This window comes from Rhodohalobacter sp. SW132 (assembly GCF_003390325.1).
In the GTDB taxonomy this organism is placed as follows: domain Bacteria; phylum Bacteroidota; class Rhodothermia; order Balneolales; family Balneolaceae; genus SW132.
In genome coordinates, this window is the sequence record NZ_QUOK01000013.1 from 75,990 (window position 1) to 96,626 (window position 20,637).

General features: G+C 43.9%; 19 protein-coding genes and 1 tRNA gene. 10 read left to right on the forward strand and 10 right to left on the reverse strand.

All coding sequences use genetic code 11. From position 1 onward, the window contains the following. The first annotated feature begins 190 nt into the window (after positions 1-190). A complete protein-coding gene (locus DYD21_RS18945; protein WP_116038587.1) occupies positions 191-649 on the forward strand; it encodes a DUF4440 domain-containing protein in 459 nt (152 codons plus the stop codon). A 227-nt stretch (positions 650-876) separates the two neighbouring features. Here DYD21_RS18945 and DYD21_RS18950 read toward each other — a convergent pair whose 3' ends face one another. Both DYD21_RS18950 and DYD21_RS18955 read right to left on the reverse strand, forming a co-directional pair. After that, complete coding sequence (locus DYD21_RS18950) at positions 877-1,506, reverse strand: hypothetical protein (protein WP_116038588.1); 630 nt, start codon at positions 1,504-1,506, stop codon at positions 877-879. A gap of 122 nt (positions 1,507-1,628) precedes the next feature. Continuing rightward, positions 1,629-3,590 (reverse strand): fructose-1,6-bisphosphatase, encoded by a 1,962-nt coding sequence (locus DYD21_RS18955; protein WP_116038589.1) that lies wholly within the window; start codon positions 3,588-3,590, stop codon positions 1,629-1,631. 156 nt (positions 3,591-3,746) lie between these two features. On the opposite strand from DYD21_RS18955, the gene DYD21_RS18960 reads away from it, so the two are divergent. The 5 genes from DYD21_RS18960 to DYD21_RS18985 all read left to right on the forward strand — a co-directional run bounded on the left by DYD21_RS18960 (position 3,747) and on the right by DYD21_RS18985 (position 8,914). Next, positions 3,747-4,202 carry an SRPBCC domain-containing protein gene (locus DYD21_RS18960; protein WP_116038590.1) on the forward strand — a complete coding sequence of 152 codons (456 nt, stop codon included), beginning with the start codon at positions 3,747-3,749 and terminating at the stop codon, positions 4,200-4,202. 75 nt (positions 4,203-4,277) lie between these two features. Beyond that, positions 4,278-4,832, forward strand: coding sequence for a 2'-5' RNA ligase family protein (locus tag DYD21_RS18965; RefSeq protein ID WP_116038591.1), 555 nt, complete (start codon positions 4,278-4,280; stop codon positions 4,830-4,832). A 236-nt stretch (positions 4,833-5,068) separates the two neighbouring features. Next, positions 5,069-5,152: transfer RNA gene (locus DYD21_RS18970), tRNA-Leu, on the forward strand. A gap of 665 nt (positions 5,153-5,817) precedes the next feature. After that, entirely contained in the window at positions 5,818-7,593 is a 1,776-nt protein-coding gene (locus DYD21_RS18980) for a response regulator (RefSeq protein ID WP_116038593.1), read from the forward strand. Positions 7,594-7,660: 67 nt separating this feature from the next. Beyond that, the gene (locus DYD21_RS18985) at positions 7,661-8,914 is read left to right on the forward strand and encodes a sensor histidine kinase (RefSeq protein ID WP_158607374.1); all 1,254 of its coding nucleotides are present in this window, start codon (positions 7,661-7,663) and stop codon (positions 8,912-8,914) included. A 64-nt stretch (positions 8,915-8,978) separates the two neighbouring features. On the opposite strand, the gene DYD21_RS18990 is transcribed toward DYD21_RS18985, so the two are convergent. The 3 genes from DYD21_RS18990 to DYD21_RS19000 are packed head-to-tail and all read right to left on the reverse strand — an operon-like array spanning position 8,979 to position 11,744. Further along, positions 8,979-9,644 (reverse strand): class I SAM-dependent methyltransferase, encoded by a 666-nt coding sequence (locus DYD21_RS18990; RefSeq protein WP_199535610.1) that lies wholly within the window; start codon positions 9,642-9,644, stop codon positions 8,979-8,981. A gap of 60 nt (positions 9,645-9,704) precedes the next feature. After that, entirely contained in the window at positions 9,705-10,526 is an 822-nt protein-coding gene (gene nei, locus DYD21_RS18995) for an endonuclease VIII (protein ID WP_116038595.1), read from the reverse strand. 57 nt (positions 10,527-10,583) lie between these two features. Then, entirely contained in the window at positions 10,584-11,744 is a 1,161-nt protein-coding gene (locus DYD21_RS19000) for a PQQ-dependent sugar dehydrogenase (protein ID WP_116038596.1), read from the reverse strand. Between the two features lie 142 nt (positions 11,745-11,886). On the opposite strand from DYD21_RS19000, the gene DYD21_RS19005 reads away from it, so the two are divergent. From DYD21_RS19005 to DYD21_RS19015, 3 genes are all read left to right on the forward strand, one after another. Beyond that, entirely contained in the window at positions 11,887-12,732 is an 846-nt protein-coding gene (locus DYD21_RS19005; RefSeq protein ID WP_116038597.1) for a S1 RNA-binding domain-containing protein, read from the forward strand. Positions 12,733-12,746: 14 nt separating this feature from the next. Beyond that, the gene (locus tag DYD21_RS19010) at positions 12,747-14,288 is read left to right on the forward strand and encodes a bifunctional GNAT family N-acetyltransferase/carbon-nitrogen hydrolase family protein (protein WP_116038598.1); all 1,542 of its coding nucleotides are present in this window, start codon (positions 12,747-12,749) and stop codon (positions 14,286-14,288) included. A gap of 605 nt (positions 14,289-14,893) precedes the next feature. Next, positions 14,894-15,190, forward strand: coding sequence for a hypothetical protein (locus DYD21_RS19015; RefSeq protein ID WP_116038599.1), 297 nt, complete (start codon positions 14,894-14,896; stop codon positions 15,188-15,190). A gap of 436 nt (positions 15,191-15,626) precedes the next feature. Here DYD21_RS19015 and DYD21_RS19020 read toward each other — a convergent pair whose 3' ends face one another. Both DYD21_RS19020 and DYD21_RS19025 read right to left on the reverse strand, forming a co-directional pair. Continuing rightward, entirely contained in the window at positions 15,627-16,424 is a 798-nt protein-coding gene (locus DYD21_RS19020; protein ID WP_116038600.1) for a hypothetical protein, read from the reverse strand. A gap of 104 nt (positions 16,425-16,528) precedes the next feature. Then, positions 16,529-17,158: an RNA polymerase sigma factor gene (locus DYD21_RS19025; protein WP_116038601.1), complete on the reverse strand. Its 630-nt coding sequence runs from the start codon at positions 17,156-17,158 to the stop codon at positions 16,529-16,531. A 102-nt stretch (positions 17,159-17,260) separates the two neighbouring features. Between DYD21_RS19025 and DYD21_RS19030 the strand changes: the two genes are divergently transcribed. Beyond that, positions 17,261-17,821 (forward strand): outer membrane beta-barrel protein, encoded by a 561-nt coding sequence (locus tag DYD21_RS19030; RefSeq protein WP_116038602.1) that lies wholly within the window; start codon positions 17,261-17,263, stop codon positions 17,819-17,821. A gap of 58 nt (positions 17,822-17,879) precedes the next feature. On the opposite strand, the gene DYD21_RS19035 is transcribed toward DYD21_RS19030, so the two are convergent. Genes DYD21_RS19035 through DYD21_RS19045 form a run of 3 tightly spaced genes read right to left on the reverse strand, consistent with a single transcriptional unit; the run spans position 17,880 to position 20,634 of the window. Continuing rightward, on the reverse strand, positions 17,880-18,848 hold the full coding sequence (locus DYD21_RS19035) for a Ppx/GppA phosphatase family protein (RefSeq protein ID WP_233505588.1): 969 nt from the start codon (positions 18,846-18,848) through the stop codon (positions 17,880-17,882). Then, positions 18,815-19,654: a 50S ribosomal protein L11 methyltransferase gene (gene prmA / locus DYD21_RS19040; RefSeq protein ID WP_116038603.1), complete on the reverse strand. Its 840-nt coding sequence runs from the start codon at positions 19,652-19,654 to the stop codon at positions 18,815-18,817. The genes DYD21_RS19035 and prmA overlap by 34 nt, the downstream gene beginning before the upstream one ends. Continuing rightward, positions 19,651-20,634, reverse strand: coding sequence for a M28 family peptidase (locus DYD21_RS19045; RefSeq protein ID WP_116038655.1), 984 nt, complete (start codon positions 20,632-20,634; stop codon positions 19,651-19,653). The genes prmA and DYD21_RS19045 overlap by 4 nt, the downstream gene beginning before the upstream one ends. Positions 20,635-20,637: the final 3 nt, after the last annotated feature.

Here is a 20,637-nt window from a genome sequence, read left to right on the forward strand (position 1 = left end):
TAATTCAAAATTATCGTCATTTAAGAAAATGAAGAAGAGAAAGTTAGTTGTATTACAGAGGAATCAAGGGTCTGTATTTAATCTTGTTCAGAAGTAAAAACCTCTGGATAAATGTCCCAGCACTTTTATATCAGCTATTTTCTGCTGATCTCTCTTCTTTCGAAAGATCAACTTTACCGGAGATAAACGGATGGTTAAAAGCACCCTTTTATTTATTTCATTACTGGTATTTACTACATCATTTTCCTATAAATCATCTCAAAATAATGAAGCACCAGCTGAAATTCACCAGACATGGGATCAATTTATTGAAAAGTGGGAAGCAAACGATGCGGCAGCCTGCGCCGCTTTTTATACAGAAAACGGGATGAATATTCCCCCGGGATTTGAAATAAGTCACGGAAGAAATGAAATTGAGTCGTTTTACCGTTCACTATTCGATGCAAATCATACGTCCACATACCACCACTCAATACTTGATCTTAATGTATTTGGAGATCAAGCGGTCGAATATGGTGAGTTCACTGTAGAATGGGAGCCTATTGAGGGTGACAACTGGACCTTCCATGCTCGTTCGCTTACTCACTGGGTTAAAAACGAAAACGGTGAATGGAAAATCGAGAAATTCATATTCAATACCTCTTCTTGATATTTATATTGAGCCTGTGTTCAATAAATCTAAAATAGATTCAGTTTTTGAATTTTTATGACAGGATTATGTTTTATCATTTACATAATCTAAGGGGCAAAATGACATTTTACTTAATATCACTATTTAAGATTTTAGATGTCCCAATGTCGAACTCAGGATCTATTCACTGCAAATTAAACAGTGGTGAATAGAATTTAACAACAGAGAACGGATGCGTGACAAGATCAATACCCCCACGGTGCCGGCGGGGGTTCTACTGGCTCAGAAATGTCAAATTCCATCCGTATAGAATTCCCCTGAATAGGCCAGTGAACGCCATATGCGAGCGTCTGATCATCCATCAGGTCCACAAACCAAAAATTATCAAACCTCTCAGGAAGAATTTCAGCCGTATGAGTATCCGCCCAGAAAATCTGACGTGTTGCAAGACCCGGCTGTTCGGCAAATCCGCCATACTGAGTAATTTCTTCTTCGGTACCATCTTCATTTCGATGATCGTGTTTTAATAAAAGGTTTCCATCCGTTTTGGTAATTAACAAGTTTCGTGAGTGGTCATCATCAATGTGGAGTGAAATATGGGTCAGGTCATCCGTGCAATTTCGCACGTGAATCCTGATTTGATCAGCGTCAAACGTCTGATAGTACGGTGTGGCGTCGGCAAGTATTCCTTCATATGCATTGCCGCAGTGTTCCTGAATTCGATCCCAGAAAGCAAGTTGTTCATCAGAAAACTCCACCCGGGAAGAAAGAGCGTCTTCAATCGTATCTTCCACATCCACTTCTGACTCTTCGGGATCACTGCACGCTGTGAACAGAAGAATCAGTACTGAAAAACATACCGTATAATATTTCATCTTAGATTTTATTTAAAGTTGTACATCGAAATTAAACAACTGGAAATGCCGATGGAAAATAGTGATTCGATTCGAGGTTTTGAATGTTTTTTATATACAAACAATTCATAAATGCGACAGCCTTAACTTTCTTTAATTGCGCCGGACCGATACGCTTTCATAAGCCGTTTCAGATCTTCAATTTCCCTCTTTAGTTTGTGGCCCGTATCGGTATCGGCAACGCGGATCCGTTTGGTATTTTTTTCAAGTATATTGGTTTGAGAATGAATGTCGATCTCTTCTTCAACTGCTTTTTCTTTGGATTCAAACGGTTCATGGGCCGCCAGAAGCAGTCCCCAGGAGTTGTAGATCAGCGTGTATCCCGCAATACCGGTTTTATCCTGGTATGCTTTAGCAAAGCCGCCGTCAATCACAATCAGCTTACCGTCCGCTTTCACGGGACTCTCCCCTTTTTTCACCTTCACCGGCACATGGCCATTTAATATATGCCCTTTCTCCGGATCGCAGCCAAACTCTTTTAGAATTTGCGATGCCACTTTTGAATCTGTTCTGAACTGGTAATAGGGATTCATATGTTCGTTGTGAGTCTCTTCAGCATCGATAAAATAGCGTTCAAAAGTTGCCATCTTATCCTTTCCAAAAAGCGGTGACTGGGCGCCGGTCCACAAATACCACATCGTATCCATTCCGTACTGTTTCTTTTTGGGATCATCCTTCGCAAAATAACCTTGCCGGGCAAGCCGCTCCAGGCGATCCATAAACGCTTTGGGGCCGTGATCTTCGTTACCCAGCACAAAGTGCCGCAGTTCACCATCCTCTGTCATCGGGATACAGCCGTGATACAACAAATTGCCATTTTTCACCAGGTACATTGTTCCGTTTGAAAAAAGAAACCGCACATGCCGCTGCAGACGCTCACTGTTTTGAAAGGAAAGTTTTAACCGCTCCATGACCGCCTCTTCAGCATCCGAGAGTTTGTATGGATTCTGCGGATCGATCGTGGGAAAATTCATATCCTTCATCGGGTATTCCTTTCCGTCAACCGTTACCGTACCCTTCTCAAAATCGATCGCATCCAGCAGCAAACGATCCTCCATTTGAAACTGGGGACGCCGTTTGATGATCTGCCCTTCAAGCTTGAACTGTATGATAGATATCGCCTTTTGCATGCGCGCCATCAACAGCTGTTCCTGCTCGGTGAACCGTTCAGCCACCTCGCGCGGCAGAAACAGATCACACGGGTCATCACCATACACATCCGAGGCCATGCTGATCAGCGGCAGCATGCTGATTGCATATCCATTCTCAATCGTCTCCATATTGGCATATCGCAGTGAAACGCGGATCACGTTGGCAATACAGGCAGAACTTCCGGCAGCGGCGCCCATCCAGATGATGTCGTGATTTCCCCACTGAAAATCGACCGCATGATAATCCATCAGTTCATCCATAATCACATGCGCACCCGGACCGCGATCGTATACATCCCCGATCACGTGCAGCCTGGAAATCATCAGCCGCTGGATCAGGTGCGCGAGAGCGGTGATGAACGCATCGGCCCGATCGGTTTCAATAATGGTGTTGATGATACTGCTGTAATATTCCTGGCGATTCCGCGTGCTCTCCTGCTCGTGCAAAAGCTCCTCAATCACATAATTAAAATCTTTAGGAAGAGCTTTCCGGACCTTGCTCCGGGTGTATTTGGAAGAGTAAATTCTGCACAGTTTTATCAGCTGAAACAGTGTTTTCCGATACCATTCCCCGGGATTATCCACTGATTTTAAAATCACAGGGAGTTTTTCTTCAGGATAGTAAATAAGTGTGGCAAGATTTCTCCGCTCTTGTTCTCCAAGCGTATACTCGAACACCTCCTCAATCCGTCGTTTAACCGAACCCGAACCGTTTCGAAGCACATGTGAGAATGCCTCATACTCCCCGTGGATATCCGAGATGAAATGCTCCGTGCCTTTTGGGAGCTCCATAATTGCGCTAAGATTAATTATTTCGGTAGATGCGCTCTGTATGGTAGGATATTGTTTGGACAGAAGCGTGAGATATCGCATTTCGGTTTCGGAATACGGCATACAGATTGGGTTGATAAATTTAGGTTTTGGGCTCCGTGATGTTTCACTACCTAATATAGAGTTGCTTTGATAAGTATCAACAGAAATATTTTTTTGATCTGCTAACAATCCCTTCCCAATTTCGTACATCCGGTATCAACCCAAACCTTATCAGCAATGAAAGAATTAAGAACAGAAATCGACATTCACGCACCGGTATCGGTCGTCTGGCAGGTATTAACTGAATTTGATCAATACCCGGAGTGGAACCCTTTTATAACATCACTAACGGGTGAAATAGCACCCGGCGAACGGTTCAGGGTTACTCTTCAGCCACCCGGTTCCCGGGCTATGACGTTCCGCCCGGTCTGTACACACCTTTCCGAAAACAGACGATTTAGCTGGCGCGGAAACCTCATTTTTCCAGGACTTTTTGATGGTGAGCATATTTTTGAGATGACTGAAATTAAAAATGAAACCACCCGGTTTATTCAGAGAGAAAATTTCAGTGGAATTTTGCTGCCCATGTTGTGGAAACAGCTGAACACAAAAACAAAAGAAGGTTTTGAGCTGATGAACCAAAAATTAAAAGAGCGGTGCGAAGAACAGTTCATTTTCAAAAAAGCCCTCTGATGCTTTTCTTGAGTTGAAGCATTCATGGTGATGCAGCAACTCACCATTCTTTTCAATTGATGGAAAACCTAACTAATGCCAAAAAATCTCTACCTGATTGCGCTGATACCGCCAGAGAATCTCAGGGAATCCGTACGTCAGTTAAAGCTGGAGATGAAGGAACAATACAACGCATCTCACGCCTTAAAAGCCCCCGCGCACATCACGCTTCAAATGCCTTTTCGGCGTGAAGAAGACGTCGAACTTCACCTGATTGAAACCCTGCAGAAATTCAGTTCAATAATCGAACCCTTTGAAGTGAAGATAAATGGATTTGATGCATTTCCGCCACGTGTGATCTTTTTGAAAATTGTGAACCACGAGCCGATCGTGATACTCCACTCCAACCTGAACCGGCTGCTTGAAGACAAACTTGAATTTACTGAGCGCGAACTCAACCTGGAGATACATCCGCATCTGACCATCGCTACACGAGATCTCACAAAAAAAATGTTTCACAAAGCATGGCCGGAATTTCGGGAGCGGGATTTTGAGAGTTCATTCAGCGCAGATCGCCTCCACCTGCTTAAACACAGCGGTAAAGAGTGGGAATTTTTCAAAGAATTTGATTTTGGAAAAAGTAAAAGGTGAAAAGTAAAAAACCTGACAGCGAGGCCCACAGCTTCCGGTGCTTTTCCAGACCCGACTCTTACTAAGAGATGTGACTCCTCTCAGCCTCTGGTATAAAGGGATTAGCAGATTGGTATTAGTTATTGGTTGTCAGGGATTGACAAACCCTGCACCCTGCACCCTGCACCCTGAAAAATTCAAAAAAAAGATTGCTATATAATTAAAAATGTTGCTATTTTTGGAGTCTTGAAACAAATGCCCGAGTGGCGGAATTGGTAGACGCGTGCGCTTCAGGTGCGTATGTCCTCACGGACGTGGAGGTTCAAGTCCTCTCTCGGGTACTCTCAACAAGCCGTAAAGTATTATTTAACAATTCTTTACGGCTTTTTTATTTTCTATTGTGAAACATCCTTCTCTTTTCTCCCCTAAAAATTTGTTTGTAGTCTGAGAGTGAAACCCTGACAATTAAATATGCCTAATTACTCATATCATATCTTTTGAGGCTCGTTTTAGACTTCAATTTAATCTGTTGACACTTGCCAGCTCTACGTAGTAGTAAAAAAATCTCAGTTATTTGATTCGTGAATCGGTAGGTCTAAGCCTTTACTGAAATAAACTTTCAGATCATGCATTACATTTTTAAAAGTTTCTTGCTCCGTTAGTACCGTTCGCCGCAAGAATGCTTCACATTGTTTGGCTTTGCTCGAATCTTCAATAAAGGTATTTTTAATTCCCGAAGATTTTCTGTGCATATCTGCGTATTTCTGCGATAAACTCAGCGATAATCTGCGAAAAAGAAGGACAGATCGTATTCAAGGTTTTAATCTTCTTTCAAATTCATTTATCGTTTTGGACATTTGTGATTCTTCTTCATTCAAAAAGATAAATACTTTATTTAATTATGACTTAGTTTCATCGTTTTATCTGCCGATAAAAAGCTACATCATAAGGCAAACCATATTGAACGATATCATCCGTGCTTGACTGCACGTGGAAAAGAGCAGGAATGAATAACAGGCAAAGAATTTTATTGGTCGATGACAATGAGTCGATTCATGAAGATATCGAGGCAATCCTGTCGATCAATAAAAACAATTCTGATATGGATTTGCGGATGATGGAGGATTCCCTTTTTGGCACTGCAGTGCTGACCGTGCCGGATGTACTTGCGGAAACCACATTTGATATTGATCATGCCTACCAGGGCCAGGAAGCATTGCATATGATCGATGCTGCAAAGTCAGAAGGTGATCCCTACTCGGTTGTGTTCATGGACGTTAGAATGCCGCCCGGCATGGATGGAATCGAAACCACCAAAAAAATATGGGCAGATCATCCATACACTGAAATCGTTATTTGTTCAGCTTACTCTGATTATTCCTGGGATCAGATCATTAATGTTCTGGGAAACACGGATAAGCTGCTCTTCATGAAGAAACCGTTTGATACGACTGCCCTCAAACAAGCCGCTCTTTCACTAACGACCAAATGGAATCTCAGGCAAGAATCACTTTCCTACACCGATAAACTTGAATTTGAGGTGCATGCCCGAACAAGGGAACTAAAAACATTAGTGAAAGAGCTCAGAAAAATGAAAGAGACAGCTGAAAAAGCCACCGAAACCAAGAGTGCCTTCCTGGCTACAATGAGTCACGAAATTCGCACTCCAATGAATGGTGTAATGGGGATGAACTCTATGCTCTTAGAAACGGAGCTCGACCCCAAACAGCGAAAACTGACTGAAATGGTGAAAAAAAGTGCGGATTCGCTTCTCCGGATCGTAAACGACATCCTTGATTTCTCAAAAATTGAAGCTGGAAAACTGGATCTCGAATTTGTGCCTTTTGAACCCCGGGATATCATTTCTGAAGTGGTTCAAGTCATCTCCTTTAATTCAAAAGCGAAAGGAGTGAAAATTGATTACACAATTGATGAAAATGTACCGGAAACACTGGTGGGTGATCCAACCAGGGTCAAGCAGCTGCTCCTGAATTTTGGCAGTAATGCGGTAAAATTCACCGAAGAAGGCAGTGTTTCGATTGATGCAGATCTGATTGAACAGAATGAAAATGAATGTATTGTAAAATTTCACGTGAAAGATACCGGCCTTGGTATCCCGGATGATAAACTGGAAGGTATTTTTTACCCTTTTAAACAGGCCGACACCTCCACTACAAGAAAATTCGGAGGTACAGGGCTCGGGTTGGCAATATGCAAGGAGCTTGCTGAATTGATGCAGGGTGCGGTTGGGGTAGAAAGTGTACCGGAACAAGGATCTACGTTTTGGTTTACGATTCCGCTAAAGAAGTTCACGAATGAAAAAACTCTGAATGGAAACCACGATACCGTTTTTACTTCAAAAACTGCAGCATATCCTTTAAAGGGGATGAAAATTTTGACTGCAGAGGACGACAAAATGAGTCAGCTTGTTGTTCAAAAGTTTCTCGAAACGGAGGGAGTAACTGTAGATTTTGTCGAGACCGGAGCTGAAGCTCTTGATGCATTTGAAGTAACTGAGTATGGTGCAATTCTTATGGATATTCAGATGCCCGACATGGGTGGTCATGAGGCTACGAAAGAAATTCGGAAGAGGGAAAAAAATACAGGCAAACATGTTCCTATTATCATTTTAACGGCTTCCGCTATGGCTGAAGATCGTGAGGAATGTATTCGAACCGGAGCCGATGACTTTATTTCAAAACCGGTTGATAAAACCCGATTAATGAGAACACTTTTAAAGTATTCAGATATTTCTAACAGAAGCATTGAAAATTATTGTTGAAAAAATGAAAAACAGATCCATTTTTTACATTGTACTATCGCTTATTTCGTGTTTATGTGCAGTCCTGATGATTTCATTACCATCCCTGGTTCCTGCCGGTACGTTTCAGGGTCATCCGCTTGCTGATGATGTCAGCTTTTCACAACACACGGATATCAATCCACATCTCACATCCGACGTGTATACCCTCCCCATAAACGCCTCCGGAAATACTTCGGATTGGATAGAAAAGAGTTCCGGGGAAACCGAATTGGCAGCCGCCCCCTGGTGGTCGATCTGGTATTACGTTGTGCTTACTATAGTGGTAGGATGTTTTTTAATCTATGGATATATCGAATATGGAAAAAATGTTGTTTCTGTACGCCATGAGATTGATGAAATAAAAGAAGAGAATGAGAGACTCAATAAGGAGCTGGGCAAACGAATGAAGGAAATTGATTCGGTTATCGATCAGCTGAAGATTGCTGAAGATGAGCTTGTTAAAAAATCAGAGAAAGCCGGAATGGCTGAAATTGCTGCCGGGGTGCTCCACAACGTGGCTAATGTTCTGAGCAGTGTAAACAGCTCCAATTGCTACATTATGGATACCGCTAAAAACTCTAAGGTTGAAGGGCTGATTAAAGCCAATCAACTGTTGAGGGAACATATTGATCATATTGATCAGTTTATTTTTCAAAACCCCAAAGGGAAAAAACTGTTGCAATATTACCTGAAACTGGAAGAACCGTTGAAAAAAGAACGGGAGAGTATTGTTACACAATCGGAACGGCTCGAAAAGAAAATTAACATTATCAATGATGTGATTACAGCCCAGCAAAATCATGCTTCTTCACCTCAGGAAACTACCGAAACTTCTCTTACCGAAGTTGTAGAAGCTACGCTGTCATTGCAGGATGATTTGGTTGATCAGTATAAACTATCCGTCACCAATGAATTAAATGCTGAAACCCCGGTTATTGCACAACGCTCCAAACTGATTCACGTTTTGGTAAACTTTATTAAAAATGCCGGTGAATCCATGGAAGATAATCACCCTGAAAATAGACATCTGACGATTAAAAGCTGGGAGGATCCCTACAAAGTCTATTTGTCAGTATCAGATAACGGATCGGGAATTAAAGCAGAAAATCTGGATAAAATATTTTCCCATACATACACAACGAAGAAAAAGGTGCACGGTTTTGGCCTGCACAGCAGCGCCACGTACATGAAAGAAATGGGCGGTAAAATTGAGGTTAACAGTGGCGGAATAGGAAAAGGCACGACGTTTACACTGGTCTTCCCAATTATCAGAGATAAGGAATTCTCCGGGCAGAATTAAATGAGCTGCCGGTGTTAGTAAAAAAGAAGTTGACAAATGTTGAATATTCGATATTCAATAATTGTCAACCTGTTCGTCCTTTTCTAAAAATCACAACGTCTCTTTTGTAAATATCCAGTTCTGCACCCCACCGTTTTTTTAGCCAGTGAAAGGTGTCTTCGTGAAAAAATATCACGTGGGTATCGTCATTTTTGTAGTGCCACTTTTTAAATTTTTCCACACTTGTCCAGCGCCGGGTCATCACGCCCAGATATCCTCCCGGTTTAAGGCAGTTCCAGAGCCGGTTGAGTTCCATCCATGGATCATACAGATGTTCAGCCGTTTCTGTAGTTGTAATGAAATCATAGGTTTCATCAAATACCGCCAGATCTTTCGCATAAAACGGATCGTAAATTTTCATGGAGTGACCCGCTGATTCAAACATCAGGTGGAGTGTTGGGCCCGGACCGGAGCCAAAGTCGAGTCCGGAACTCTTTTCAGGAAGTTTACCCACCAGCGGATTAAACATGCGGCTTAGAAATTTACGATAACCGGGATCACCGGGATTATTTTCATGCATTTCGTACCGTGAAAATTCCTCCTCGACACTCAGCCTTTGGGAAGGCGGTACAAAAATCAGCCTGCATTCACTGCAAAGGTAGTAATCCCGTACAACTTCCATCCGGGTCTCATCTTTATAAATTCTTTCGGTCTCTGCATTACCGCACAGTACACACGACTCAATGTTCATGCGCTGAAAATAGGGATTTGTTTTGATAGATTGCAGTAATGGATCGTTTTACCATAACTCTCAATTCATCCCCTGGCACTCAGGGCAAACATAAATTCTTCGGCCTGATTTGTTCAATTTTACGATCTCCGCACCACAGATTCTGCACGATTCTTCATCTCTGTTAAATAGATAGTGCCGGTAACTCCGCCGCTTCTCTCCGTTCTTTTTCGCAGCTTGAACCCAATTATCACTTGCCGTTATTCCGCCCGATTCATAGGCCCGGTGAGAAATTGTAATCGCAGATTTTGCAAACTGTTCAAGTTGTTCATCAGATAGTTTCCCGGGGGAATCAGATGGATCGATTCCCGAGTCGAACAGTATTTCTGTTCTTAGATAATTGCCTATCCCGCTCAAAAATGATTGATCCAGTAGCAGGGCCGCAAATGATCGCCTTTTGAACGCATCCATCCTGCACCTTTCAACGATTTCATCTGCTGAAATCGGTTTAAGGATATCCGGACCAAGACCGCCCAGGTAAGTGTGCATTTTTATGGATTCATTATCCAACACTTCGATTTCGCTCGCGCTGTAAAGAAGTGCTGACTTCTGAGGCGTCTGGAGCTCAACCCTTAGCTTACGATTGGTATTTGGGTATTCTCCTGCAGATTTAATGAACCATTTACCATAAAGCTGATTATGGCTGAACATATTCAAATCGATTGAAAAACCAATCACAAGTCCCTTTCCAAATGCTTCTACGGATCGAATCATCGAGCCTGAAAGCTTCTTTTCATACGGCTTCAGGTGTTCATGATAAAAAAAGATGTATCTGCATTCTTCTCCGCCGATAGCATTTCTGATCATATCGGCTTCACGATGAATCTCCGGGCCTTCAGGCATAAAACAATATCCTATTAATGGGTTTGTGTGAATAACTGTTTTTGTGGCACATCAGTTTCAATATGACGGTATAATGCGGATCAGCTCCCCATTCTCATGATCTGTGAGCACATATAAATATCCAGACGGCCCCTGGCGTACATCCCTCACCCTGCGCCCCAGTGTGATGGATTCTTCGCCCGTTACGGTTTCGCCATCCAGGATAATTCTCCGTACCTGTTCACCCACCAAGCCGCCGCTGAACAGATCTCCCTGCCAGTCGGGAAAACGGCTGTCGGTGTAAAATGCGAGTCCGCTCGGAGCCTGTGCGGGAGTCCAAACCACTTTCGGGTCTTCCATGCCCGGCTTTGAGGTTTCATCAGAAATGCGTGTGTAGTGGTATTCCCGGCTATACGTCACTTCCGGCCATCCGTAATTAGCGCCCGGCTTAAGCAGATTCAGTTCATCGCCCCCGCGGGAACCGTGTTCATTCGCCCAAACTCTTCCGCTTTCAGGGTCGAGCGCGAGGCCCTGGATGTTTCGGTGCCCGGTTGTCCAGATTTCAGGCAGAGCGTTTTCATCCTCCAGAAATGGGCCATCCTCCGCCGGTTCGCCTTCATCCGTCAGTTTCAAAACTTTCCCGAGGTGCGTTTCAGGGTTCTGCGCCTGTTCCCGAATCCATCCGCCATCAAACCGCACATAATTCCCTCCATCAGCCAGTGACAACAGAAATTTATTTTCACTGACCCACAAAATTCTCGATCCAAAATGCTGATCGTCTGATTTATCATCACTTACCCGGAATATCTCCCTGAAATTTTGAAGTTCGTATTCGTGAAGTTCCCCCATTCCCACAGTTGTGCGATTAGCATCCTCATCGCCGGTAGCATAGGTAAGATACACCCGCCGATTCACTTCGAAGTTGGGATGCAGGGATACATCCAGCAGCCCGCCCTGACCGCTCACATACATGTCGGGCAGTCCGGATATGGTTCTCGGCTGAAGCTGGCCTCTTTCCACAATCCGTAATCTTCCGGGTCTTTCTGTGATCAGCATATTGTTATCTCCCTCCGGAAGCCAGGCAACAGACCAGGGGTGTTCAAGTTCGCTAATCAAAACTTCGGCATCCCATCCTTCCGCTTCGGGCGCTTCACCAGATAACGGCACCGGCCCTTCCGGCATACTGCAAGCTGAGATGATCAATAGGACAAGGATTGAATACAGTAATCGTATCTTCATATGTAAGTACAAGATTTTTGGTTGCCTGATGGGAATAACAGCATACTCCCGAAATTCGTTTTATGATACAATACAGATTGGTGATTACCGAGTATCCCTGTATTTTCATCAGTATAAAATATATTGAATCTTAGATTGAATCATGTCAACTCCCGGTACATTCCAAAAAACCACGGTAAAACTGAAACAGAAAGATGGCTACCTGCTTGAGTTCGATGGAGGTAAAACTATATTTATGCCATTTAATGACACAGACAAGGAATTTGATCCCGGTGATTCCATTGAAGTATTTATCTACCAGGACAATACCGGTCTCGATACCGCCACTACATTTCAGCCCACCATCACACTGAATCAAATTGAACTCCTTGAAGTGAAGGAGGTAACCCAGCACGGAGCATTTATGGATTGGGGAATCAGTAAAGATCTGTTCATTCCATTTAGTGAGCAGAGCAACCGAATGATGGAAGGGCGCAAAAACCTGGTTTACCTGTACATCGACCGAAAATCAGAGCGGTTAACGGGAACAACAAAAATTGAGCGATATCTCACCGAAAAAACACTCACGGTAAAGGAGAAAGAAAAAGTTGATTTAATTATCTGGAACAAAAGTGATCTTGGCCGAAATGTGATCATCAATCAAAAACATGAAGGGCTCATTTATGAAGATGATATTTTCCAGAACCTCCGGTACGGCGAGAAACACAAGGGATTCATCAAACAAATCCGTCCGGATAACAAAATTGATGTGACCCTGCGCCCGTTTGGCTATGAAAAGGTAGGCCCGAATGCCGATAAAATTTACGACATCCTTCTGCAGGGCGACGGATATTTGGATTTGCACGATAAAAGCAACCCCGACCATATTCGGGCACGACTCGAAATGAGCAAGAAAACCTATAAAAAAGCGATTGGTCTGCTCTACAGAAAAGATTTAATCCGAATTGAAGATGACGGAATTTATCTTGTTGAGAGTGAAAACTCCTAATTTAATACGCAGATATGACAACCTACGATAAAGTTGAGATCAAATATTTGACGCGTGATCAGTACCCTCAGCTTCGGGATCTGATGCTCACCTGCTATCCCCGGGTTGAAGATCCGGCATGGGAGAAAAAGCATGTAGACACGCTGATCAATCGTTTCCCAAAAGGTCAGATCGTTGTGATGGTTGATGGAGTGATGGCCGCTGCAGCCCTCTCCATTCTGATTGATTACAAACGGTTTGATGAGAAGCATACCTACATTGAAATGACCGCCAATGATACATTCGAAACGCATACGCCCAATGGAGATACACTTTACGGCCTCGATGTGATGGTTCATCCCGATTATCGCGGTATGCGCCTGGGACGCAGAATGTATGATTACAGAAAAGAGCTGTGCGAAGAACTGAACCTGCGCGGAATTGTACTGGGGGGACGCCTGCCGAATTTCCATAAGCATCATGAGGATATGACGGCAAAGGAATATATCCAAAAAGTGAGATCGAAAGAGATCTACGACCCGGTATTGAGTTTTCAGCTCTCCAACGATTTTCACGTCAAACGGCTTGCCAAGAACTATCTTCCCGAAGATGAGGCCTCACATGAGCATGCGGCGCTGCTGGAATGGACAAATGTTTACTATGAAAAACCTTCTGATTCATCCACATTCACTCCCGAAAAATCTGTGGTACGAATGGGGCTTGTACAGTGGCAGATGCGCTCTTATAAAGGATTCGACGACCTTGTGGAACAGATTGAATATTTTGTAGACTGCGTATCGGGATACAATGCTGATTTTCTCCTCTTCCCCGAATATGTTAACGCACCTCTGATGGCGGAGTACAACAACCTGACAGAAGCGGCCGCCATCCGGAAACTTGCAGCTTACACAGACCGGCTGCGCGATACATTTGCGGAATTTGCAGTCAGCTATAACATTAATATCATCACCGGAAGTATGCCCGAAGTTCGGGAAGATGGCCTCTATAACGTCGGACATCTATGCAAACGCAACGGCGAGATTGAAAAATATGAAAAACTTCACGTCACCCCGGATGAGGTAAAAGCGTGGGGAATGAGCGGCGGAAATACTTTAAAAACGTATGAAACCGATGCCGGCCGGGTGGGAATTCTGATCTGCTACGACGTTGAGTTCCCTGAGCTTTCGCGGCTGCTCGCCCTGGATGGAATAGATATTCTGTTCGTGCCTTTCATGACCGACACACAAAACGGTTATTCCCGGGTGAGAAACTGTGCTATGGCCCGCGCAATTGAAAATGAGTGCTATGTGGCAGTTGCCGGCAGCGTAGGAAACCTGCCTAAAGTTCACAACATGGACATTCAGTACGGCCAGTCCGTAGTGTTTACGCCCTGCGATTTTGCGTTTCCAACAACGGGCATCAAAACGGAAGCAACCCCGAATACTGAAATGATGCTTATTGCAGATGTGGATCTCGGCCTTCTGAAAGAGCTCCACGAACAGGGAAGCGTTCGCATTTTACGGGACCGCCGCACCGACCTGTATGAACTCAATCGGAAAGATTCTAATTCGAAATGAACTACCTCGCTGCAAGCAGACGAGATATCAACTGTAAACCCATAACTTTTATGTTCGATATGGAGTTTATTCAGGAGTGTCCCCCGTTTAGAGGCTGTGAGAATTTACCCTCTCATTTGTAGACATTTATTATTTGTTAAGGTATGAAAGCTTGTATTGAAGCTCCCCTCCCTATCAAGTCCCGTTAGGGCGCGATAGGAGCCTGTCCGACTCTCGGCGGAAGGGGACGGGGGTGGGTCAGAAAGTCTGGGAGCTGAGAAAATGGCAGAAATCTTACTATTTTTAAGTGCATTTTCTTTGGAAAACAATTCCCTCACAGCCTCTCGAAGGGGGGCAATGGGGGATGAAATTTTGTGCTTAATAACCAATACAGGGGTATTTCTAAATTCAGAAAGTCATCCCCCCTGCTCTCTCCGTTCGCTTTCCCCCTTCGAAGGGGGACATCTATGCTTTTCCGACCCAAAGGGTCGGGATACTAAACCAGTTATGAATAATAAAACACCTGTAAACTCCGAAAAAGAATGTATACGAAACAAAATTACCGTGTTTCTGGTTAGACTATTGAGAAGTGAAACTGAAATGTTCAGAAATAATCACGGAGCGTTATGTCAATAATCAATCGGAAAGATCTGAAGTATGACTACAGCTGGTCAACTCAACCGGCATCAAAACCGAGAACGGAAGTGACCGGTAAGCGTGGCACGCCAAGTGAAATATTCCAGCGTGAGAAAGGTGAGAATGTACTCTCATTCATTAATGAATATGCCGACGCACACGATATTAAAGATAAAGAGGAAGCTTTAAGAATCGAGCGAATGCTATATGAGAAGCTGCAAAATGAGCAGATGACCCGCAGGGAAATCAGAATTTGGCTTGACAGTCAGCTTGCCAAACATGCCTGATTTTTTGCCATCAATATCACTTTAAAATATAAAAACCTCAGTTTCACCATGAAACTGAGGTTTTTTTATGTTTTGAATTCACTAAACATCTGCAGGAACTCGTTTAGTCATCGGATGAGTTTACCAAAAAATCGAGGCATGCTTAATCAATGTATGATTCATTCATGACTCATCCGATGACTTGAAACTGATTATTTACCATTACTTAGTATCGTGTCATTGATGTAGGAACGGGTATATTTGGTGCAAATCTTCACCGGATGAATTCGCTTCATCCGGTGAATTGTCCGACTTTTACATTATCCATCGCAAAAGCTGAAAGGGTAACATGTAGCCCTATCCACTCATCCGCTGACGTGAAGTCAGCGGATGAGGCTCTTTCCTTAACCCGACATATCATCATTTCATCGATAACAAGACAGTGTCTGATATCAGTTTAACTGCAGGAAGCCTCTGCGAAGGTTTCATCCCAGCACTCTCGTTCTCCGCCCGCCTGCTCAATATAGCCGGCACCTGAACTTCCATCCCAAAAGATTAAAACATCATCCATCGTATCTACCCCGCTATAGGTCAGCCAGTTATCTGTACCATCTCGCTGATAATCTACAATGAGCTGATACTCTTCTTCGGGTTCCATTATCGTTGAAGTGAAAGAGACCTGGTCATCGCCGGATACCGCCCAGTCGTATTGCAGAAACGGATCATCGGGATATTCCGGAGTATAGTATCTCCACTGGCCACTCTGTCCATCTTCCGAAACTGTACCGGTGAGCAGCTTAAATTCATCCAGGGATTCTTCCATATCATCCCAGTAGCCCGACATGTAGAGTGTCCATAACACCTGACCAGCGGACTCTTCAGCGGTAGCCCGAATGGTTAGGGATTCACCGCCTTCAGTGAAGGAGAACGTCCAGTTAAATACCCCATCCTCATATTCTGCCTGATTTTGCTGCAGAAAAGTGAAGTAGCTCATTCCGAACATCATGGACGTCTGTACATTCATTTGCGCAGACTGTGCATAACTGGATGCCAGGTTGAAAGCCTCGTATTCCGATCCGGTAACATTTTCGCCTTCAAACAGCGAGTTATCAATTTCAACCGGCTGTGCTTGCGGAAAATCAGGTGCATCTTCCGGATCGGCGCCTGTAGGAGAATCATCGCTACAGCCCGTTATTAGAAATAATGCAGTACATATTGCAAAAAGAGTGAATAAATTGATTCGAGTACTAAACATTTGTGATGATAGGGTTAGATTTCTGGTTTAATTCTTAGGATAGAACAAAGTACTGCCCCCCCATATTGATAGCGTAAAGCAAACCTTATAGCTATCAAAAAAAATTAAAACTTGTGCCGTTTATCTTTCAGAGCTTTGTAGAGCATCTCTCTTGCCCTGAAAATATGAGCCTTTACGGTTCCCAGCGGCAGATCAAGCTTATCAGAAATTTCCTGGTAGCTCAGCTCTTCGATGTGTCTCATTTCTATAACCTGACGGTATTTGTCAGGTAGATTTTCGATCGCTGTAGTTATGATTTTTTTTCTTTCACGCTTGATGATCGAACGGTCCGTTTCAGCATCCTCATCAGGCAGTTCAAACGAAAGCTCACCGTCTCGGGTTTTGATCGGTTTGTCAATAGATGTGGTCTGCAGTTTTTTCTTTCTCAGATAATCGATCGTATGATTGGTGGTAATACGATAAAGCCATGTAGAAAAAGCGTAACTGCTATTGTAAGATTCAAGATTATCAAACGCTTTTACAAACGCTTCCTGTACAAGATCTTCTACCTGTTCACTCTCTTTTACCATCCTTGATACATGATATTGCAACGGGCGCCGGTACTTTTCAGTCAGCTTCTGATACGCCTTCTGATCCCCGGAAAGAGCATTTCTGACGTAGGTTTCATCCTGAAGACTACTCTTCGATGCATCATCTCGTTGTGAATGTTGATCTTTTTCAGAATCTATAGACATTAAAAAAAAATTTCGTGATACTTATTACCGCTGCTATACGCAATAAGAGTAGACAGCAAAAACTAAATTTATTAATAAACACCATAACATAAGAATACAACTATGAAAAAACTACTTGCTATCCTATTTGTCACAGCTTTAATCTATAGCACATCACCAATTATCAATACTGCAGAGGCACAAGTTCAGGAAGGCGACTTTAAAGCTGGAGTAGGACTCGTATTTGGTTCCGGAGTTGGTTTCGGCTTTGGGAGTCTCGATAATGATTTAGGTATCCGTGCTGACGGTTATTATGCATTTACTCCGGAAATAAGAGGTGGTGGTGATTTCACTTTCTATTTCCCGAAAAGTGAAGGCAATACTGATGTGACCGTTTGGGAACTGAACTTAAACGCACATTACCTCTTCTTAGATGAAGATGGATTGATCGTTTATGCTCTTGGTGGACTGAACATTACCGGATTCTCATTTGAATATTCAGATACCTTTATGGGCTCTACTACAACAGTATCTGACAGTGATTCTGAGTTTGGCCTCAACCTCGGTGGCGGCGTTGAATATGCTCTCGATTTTGCCGATCTCTTTGCTGAAGCAAAACTCGGCGGACTTGGCGGAAACGCAAACCAGTTTGTACTTGGCGCCGGACTCCGGTTCTCGTTCTAAACCAGTAAAAACATATCAAGACAGATAAAGGCGCTCCAGAATTACTGAGCGCCTTTTTTTATTCCATAAATTTTGGATCCAGCAAAATCCCATGGCGAATTCCACCGGTTGATACCGTTATCTCTCCAACTGAAAAATAGTCCATTACCTTTGCCAGAATTATCAGCCCACCGGTAATCACATCTGCCCTGCCTGTTAAAAAAACCGGGTATTTTTTCTCTATCTTTTCTGTTTCCATCGTGCAAAACACCCCGATCATCTCTTTTACATATTCCAGAGGGAGTGTGTGGCCATTTATTCTATCAATATCATACTCCTGCAGATTCAGATGAATGCCAGCCATTGAGGTTACCGTTCCCGCTACACCTATCAGTTTTGTAATTTTTTGAGGATTTGGCTGCCAGGTTTCAAGCATTTTTCCTGCTGCTTCACTTGCGCGTTCAACCTCAGCTTTTGAGGGTGGGTTACTTTTCAAGAACCGCTCTGTGAAACGAACACTCCCCATATCCAGTGATTTCCAATCATAAAGTGCCGTTCCTATACCTGATGCAAACTCCGTGCTGCCTCCGCCAATATCGAGAACGGTACACGGAATACCTGATTCATCACCGGGCAATACTGCCAGCGCGCCGCTGTAGGTTGTACGAGCTTCATCGTCCCCTGAAAGAAGTACGGTTTCCCATCCCGTCTGCTTCCGAATCGCATCCATAAATTCTTTTCGGTTTGATGCATCCCGTACAGCACTAGTTGCCGTTACAATTACCTGTTCTGAAGTTTCGGGATAGTGATGTTCCAGTATTTGGCGATACTCTTCCAGGTTGGCAAGTACGCGTTCCTGAGCGGATAATGATAGATTTCCATTTAAATCTACTCCCTTGCCGAGCCGTGGAATTCGCTGCTCTTCCCGAATAACCGTTACTTCACCGTTTTTCAACTCTGCGACCAGTAAAAGTACCGAATTTGTACCAATGTCTATGGAAGCCCTGATCATTGCTAATTCTCTTTCTCCACCTGAAGCATGATCCACTCCTCTTCTCTCTCAAGGTGTGTAACAGATACAGGATATTTCTCAAGCTCCTCGCGGATTCGGCTTTCATCCGAGTCCAGTAATCCCGAGAGTGAAAGTATACCGTCATCAGCAAGCAGATCAATCATCTGGTTCAAAAACTCAAGTATCACGTTTCGATTGATATTGGCAAAGATAAGATCGAACGGTTTTTCATCTTCCACCTGCTCAAAACCTCCAAGCCGTATTTCAACGCGGGATTGTACCTGGTTGATCAGCACGTTTTCATCAGCATTCCGTTTGCACCACGGATCAAAATCGAATCCGATGGCATGTTTTGCACCTTTTTTGCAGGATGCAATGGCAAGAATACCGGTTCCTGTTCCCGCATCAAGAACTCTTTTATTGCTGCAATCAAGCCGGTCAATCTGTCGAAGCATCAACCGTGTGGTTGCGTGATAGCCTGTCCCAAACGACATTTTGGGATCTATTTCCAGCACGACTTTATCCTCCGGTGGTTCAGCTGTTGACCAGGTTGGCCGCACATAAAACGACCCGATAACCTGCGGCTGAATGCTCTCTTCCCAAGTGGCGTTCCAGTTCTCCTCTTCCAGATCACTCAACTCAACAAATGAAGCGTCCGGCAATGCGGCAATTAACTGCTCAATTTCTTCCCGGTGACTGTCATTAAACCGCGGTTTTTCTACATAAGCAATCAGCCGGTTCTTCTGTTGTTCAAATCCGTAGAAATCCATATCCATCAGCTCAGCGATGACATGCTCCTGGTAATGTTCTGATAATTCTATAATCAGCTTTAAATAATTCATGTCGGTATCCGGTTATAAATCAGTTCCAGTACTACATCACCAACAGCCTGCAACGTTTCCCGGTCGATGATTTCCATCGTATCGTTGTGGGTATGCCAGTAGGGAGGAAATTGAACACCGCCGCCATCTGCCGGTGTATGATGGATGATGTTAATCATAGGAATGCCTGTGAGCTGCTGAACAATGATATGATCATCGGCAACATTTCCACCCCGCTGATCCACAAAAAAGTGCCCGTAACCAAGTTCATCCCCAATTCTCCAGATTTCATTTACCAGGTTCGGGGCAAACCTCATGGAATATCCTTCTTTGGAAAAGATGGCGTTTTCACCTCCAACCATATCGAGCAAAATCCCAAACCGCGGACTATACCCCGGAACCGGCGGGTGATTTCCCCACTGTCTTGCCCCTAAAAAATAGTTATCGAGATCAGAAACTTCCCCGTAATCCTCACCATCAAAAAAGACAATATCCACGCCGATCGGCGGTTCGTTTTCTGAAAAAATCCGGGCCATTTCAAGCAGCACCCCAACTCCGCTGCCGCCATCATCCGCTCCCAGTATCGGGCTTTCCGGATCAACGGGATCTTCTTCGGCCCGTGGTCTCGTATCCCAATGCGCGGCCAGCACAATTCTGTCTTCGTGATGCACTCCAAAAGACGCCAGGATGTTAAACATCGTCAGCTCCTCACCGTAGACCTCCTGCTGAAACTCCTGAACAAACACATTGCGGTCACCGGCTACTGCTGCAAGCTGATCTCTGATATAATCTTTTGTCTGAACATGGGCACTTGAATTGGGAACCCGCGGCCCGAAATTCACCTGGTCTTCAATAAATTGATAGGCATTATCTGCGTTAAATTCAGGAACTGCCCGATCCTGCTGTTCAAATTCGAGTCCGGCTCCCTCCTCTCCGCACGACACAAAAAGCAGAACAATCAGTACAGAACTCAGAACTAATACCGGGGGGGAAATTTTCATCAT

Bases quoted from the DNA above. Each gene is read 5' to 3' on its own strand.
- DYD21_RS18950 (WP_116038588.1), bottom strand. From the start codon at position 1,506: ATGAAATATTATACGGTATGTTTTTCAGTACTGATTCTTCTGTTCACA.
- nei (WP_116038595.1), bottom strand. From the start codon at position 10,526: ATGCCTGAAGGCCCGGAGATTCATCGTGAAGCCGATATGATCAGAAAT.
- DYD21_RS19025 (WP_116038601.1), bottom strand. From the start codon at position 17,158: ATGTCTATAGATTCTGAAAAAGATCAACATTCACAACGAGATGATGCA.
- DYD21_RS18960 (WP_116038590.1), top strand. From the start codon at position 3,747: ATGAAAGAATTAAGAACAGAAATCGACATTCACGCACCGGTATCGGTC.
- DYD21_RS19010 (WP_116038598.1), top strand. From the start codon at position 12,747: ATGACAACCTACGATAAAGTTGAGATCAAATATTTGACGCGTGATCAG.
- DYD21_RS18945 (WP_116038587.1), top strand. From the start codon at position 191: ATGGTTAAAAGCACCCTTTTATTTATTTCATTACTGGTATTTACTACA.
- DYD21_RS19030 (WP_116038602.1), top strand. From the start codon at position 17,261: ATGAAAAAACTACTTGCTATCCTATTTGTCACAGCTTTAATCTATAGC.
- DYD21_RS18955 (WP_116038589.1), bottom strand. From the start codon at position 3,590: ATGCCGTATTCCGAAACCGAAATGCGATATCTCACGCTTCTGTCCAAA.
- DYD21_RS19005 (WP_116038597.1), top strand. From the start codon at position 11,887: ATGTCAACTCCCGGTACATTCCAAAAAACCACGGTAAAACTGAAACAG.
- DYD21_RS18965 (WP_116038591.1), top strand. From the start codon at position 4,278: ATGCCAAAAAATCTCTACCTGATTGCGCTGATACCGCCAGAGAATCTC.
- DYD21_RS19000 (WP_116038596.1), bottom strand. From the start codon at position 11,744: ATGAAGATACGATTACTGTATTCAATCCTTGTCCTATTGATCATCTCA.
- DYD21_RS19020 (WP_116038600.1), bottom strand. From the start codon at position 16,424: ATGTTTAGTACTCGAATCAATTTATTCACTCTTTTTGCAATATGTACT.
- DYD21_RS18990 (WP_199535610.1), bottom strand. From the start codon at position 9,644: ATGAACATTGAGTCGTGTGTACTGTGCGGTAATGCAGAGACCGAAAGA.
- prmA (WP_116038603.1), bottom strand. From the start codon at position 19,654: ATGAATTATTTAAAGCTGATTATAGAATTATCAGAACATTACCAGGAG.
- DYD21_RS19015 (WP_116038599.1), top strand. From the start codon at position 14,894: ATGTCAATAATCAATCGGAAAGATCTGAAGTATGACTACAGCTGGTCA.
- DYD21_RS18985 (WP_158607374.1), top strand. From the start codon at position 7,661: ATGATTTCATTACCATCCCTGGTTCCTGCCGGTACGTTTCAGGGTCAT.
- DYD21_RS18980 (WP_116038593.1), top strand. From the start codon at position 5,818: ATGAATAACAGGCAAAGAATTTTATTGGTCGATGACAATGAGTCGATT.
- DYD21_RS19045 (WP_116038655.1), bottom strand. From the start codon at position 20,634: ATGAAAATTTCCCCCCCGGTATTAGTTCTGAGTTCTGTACTGATTGTT.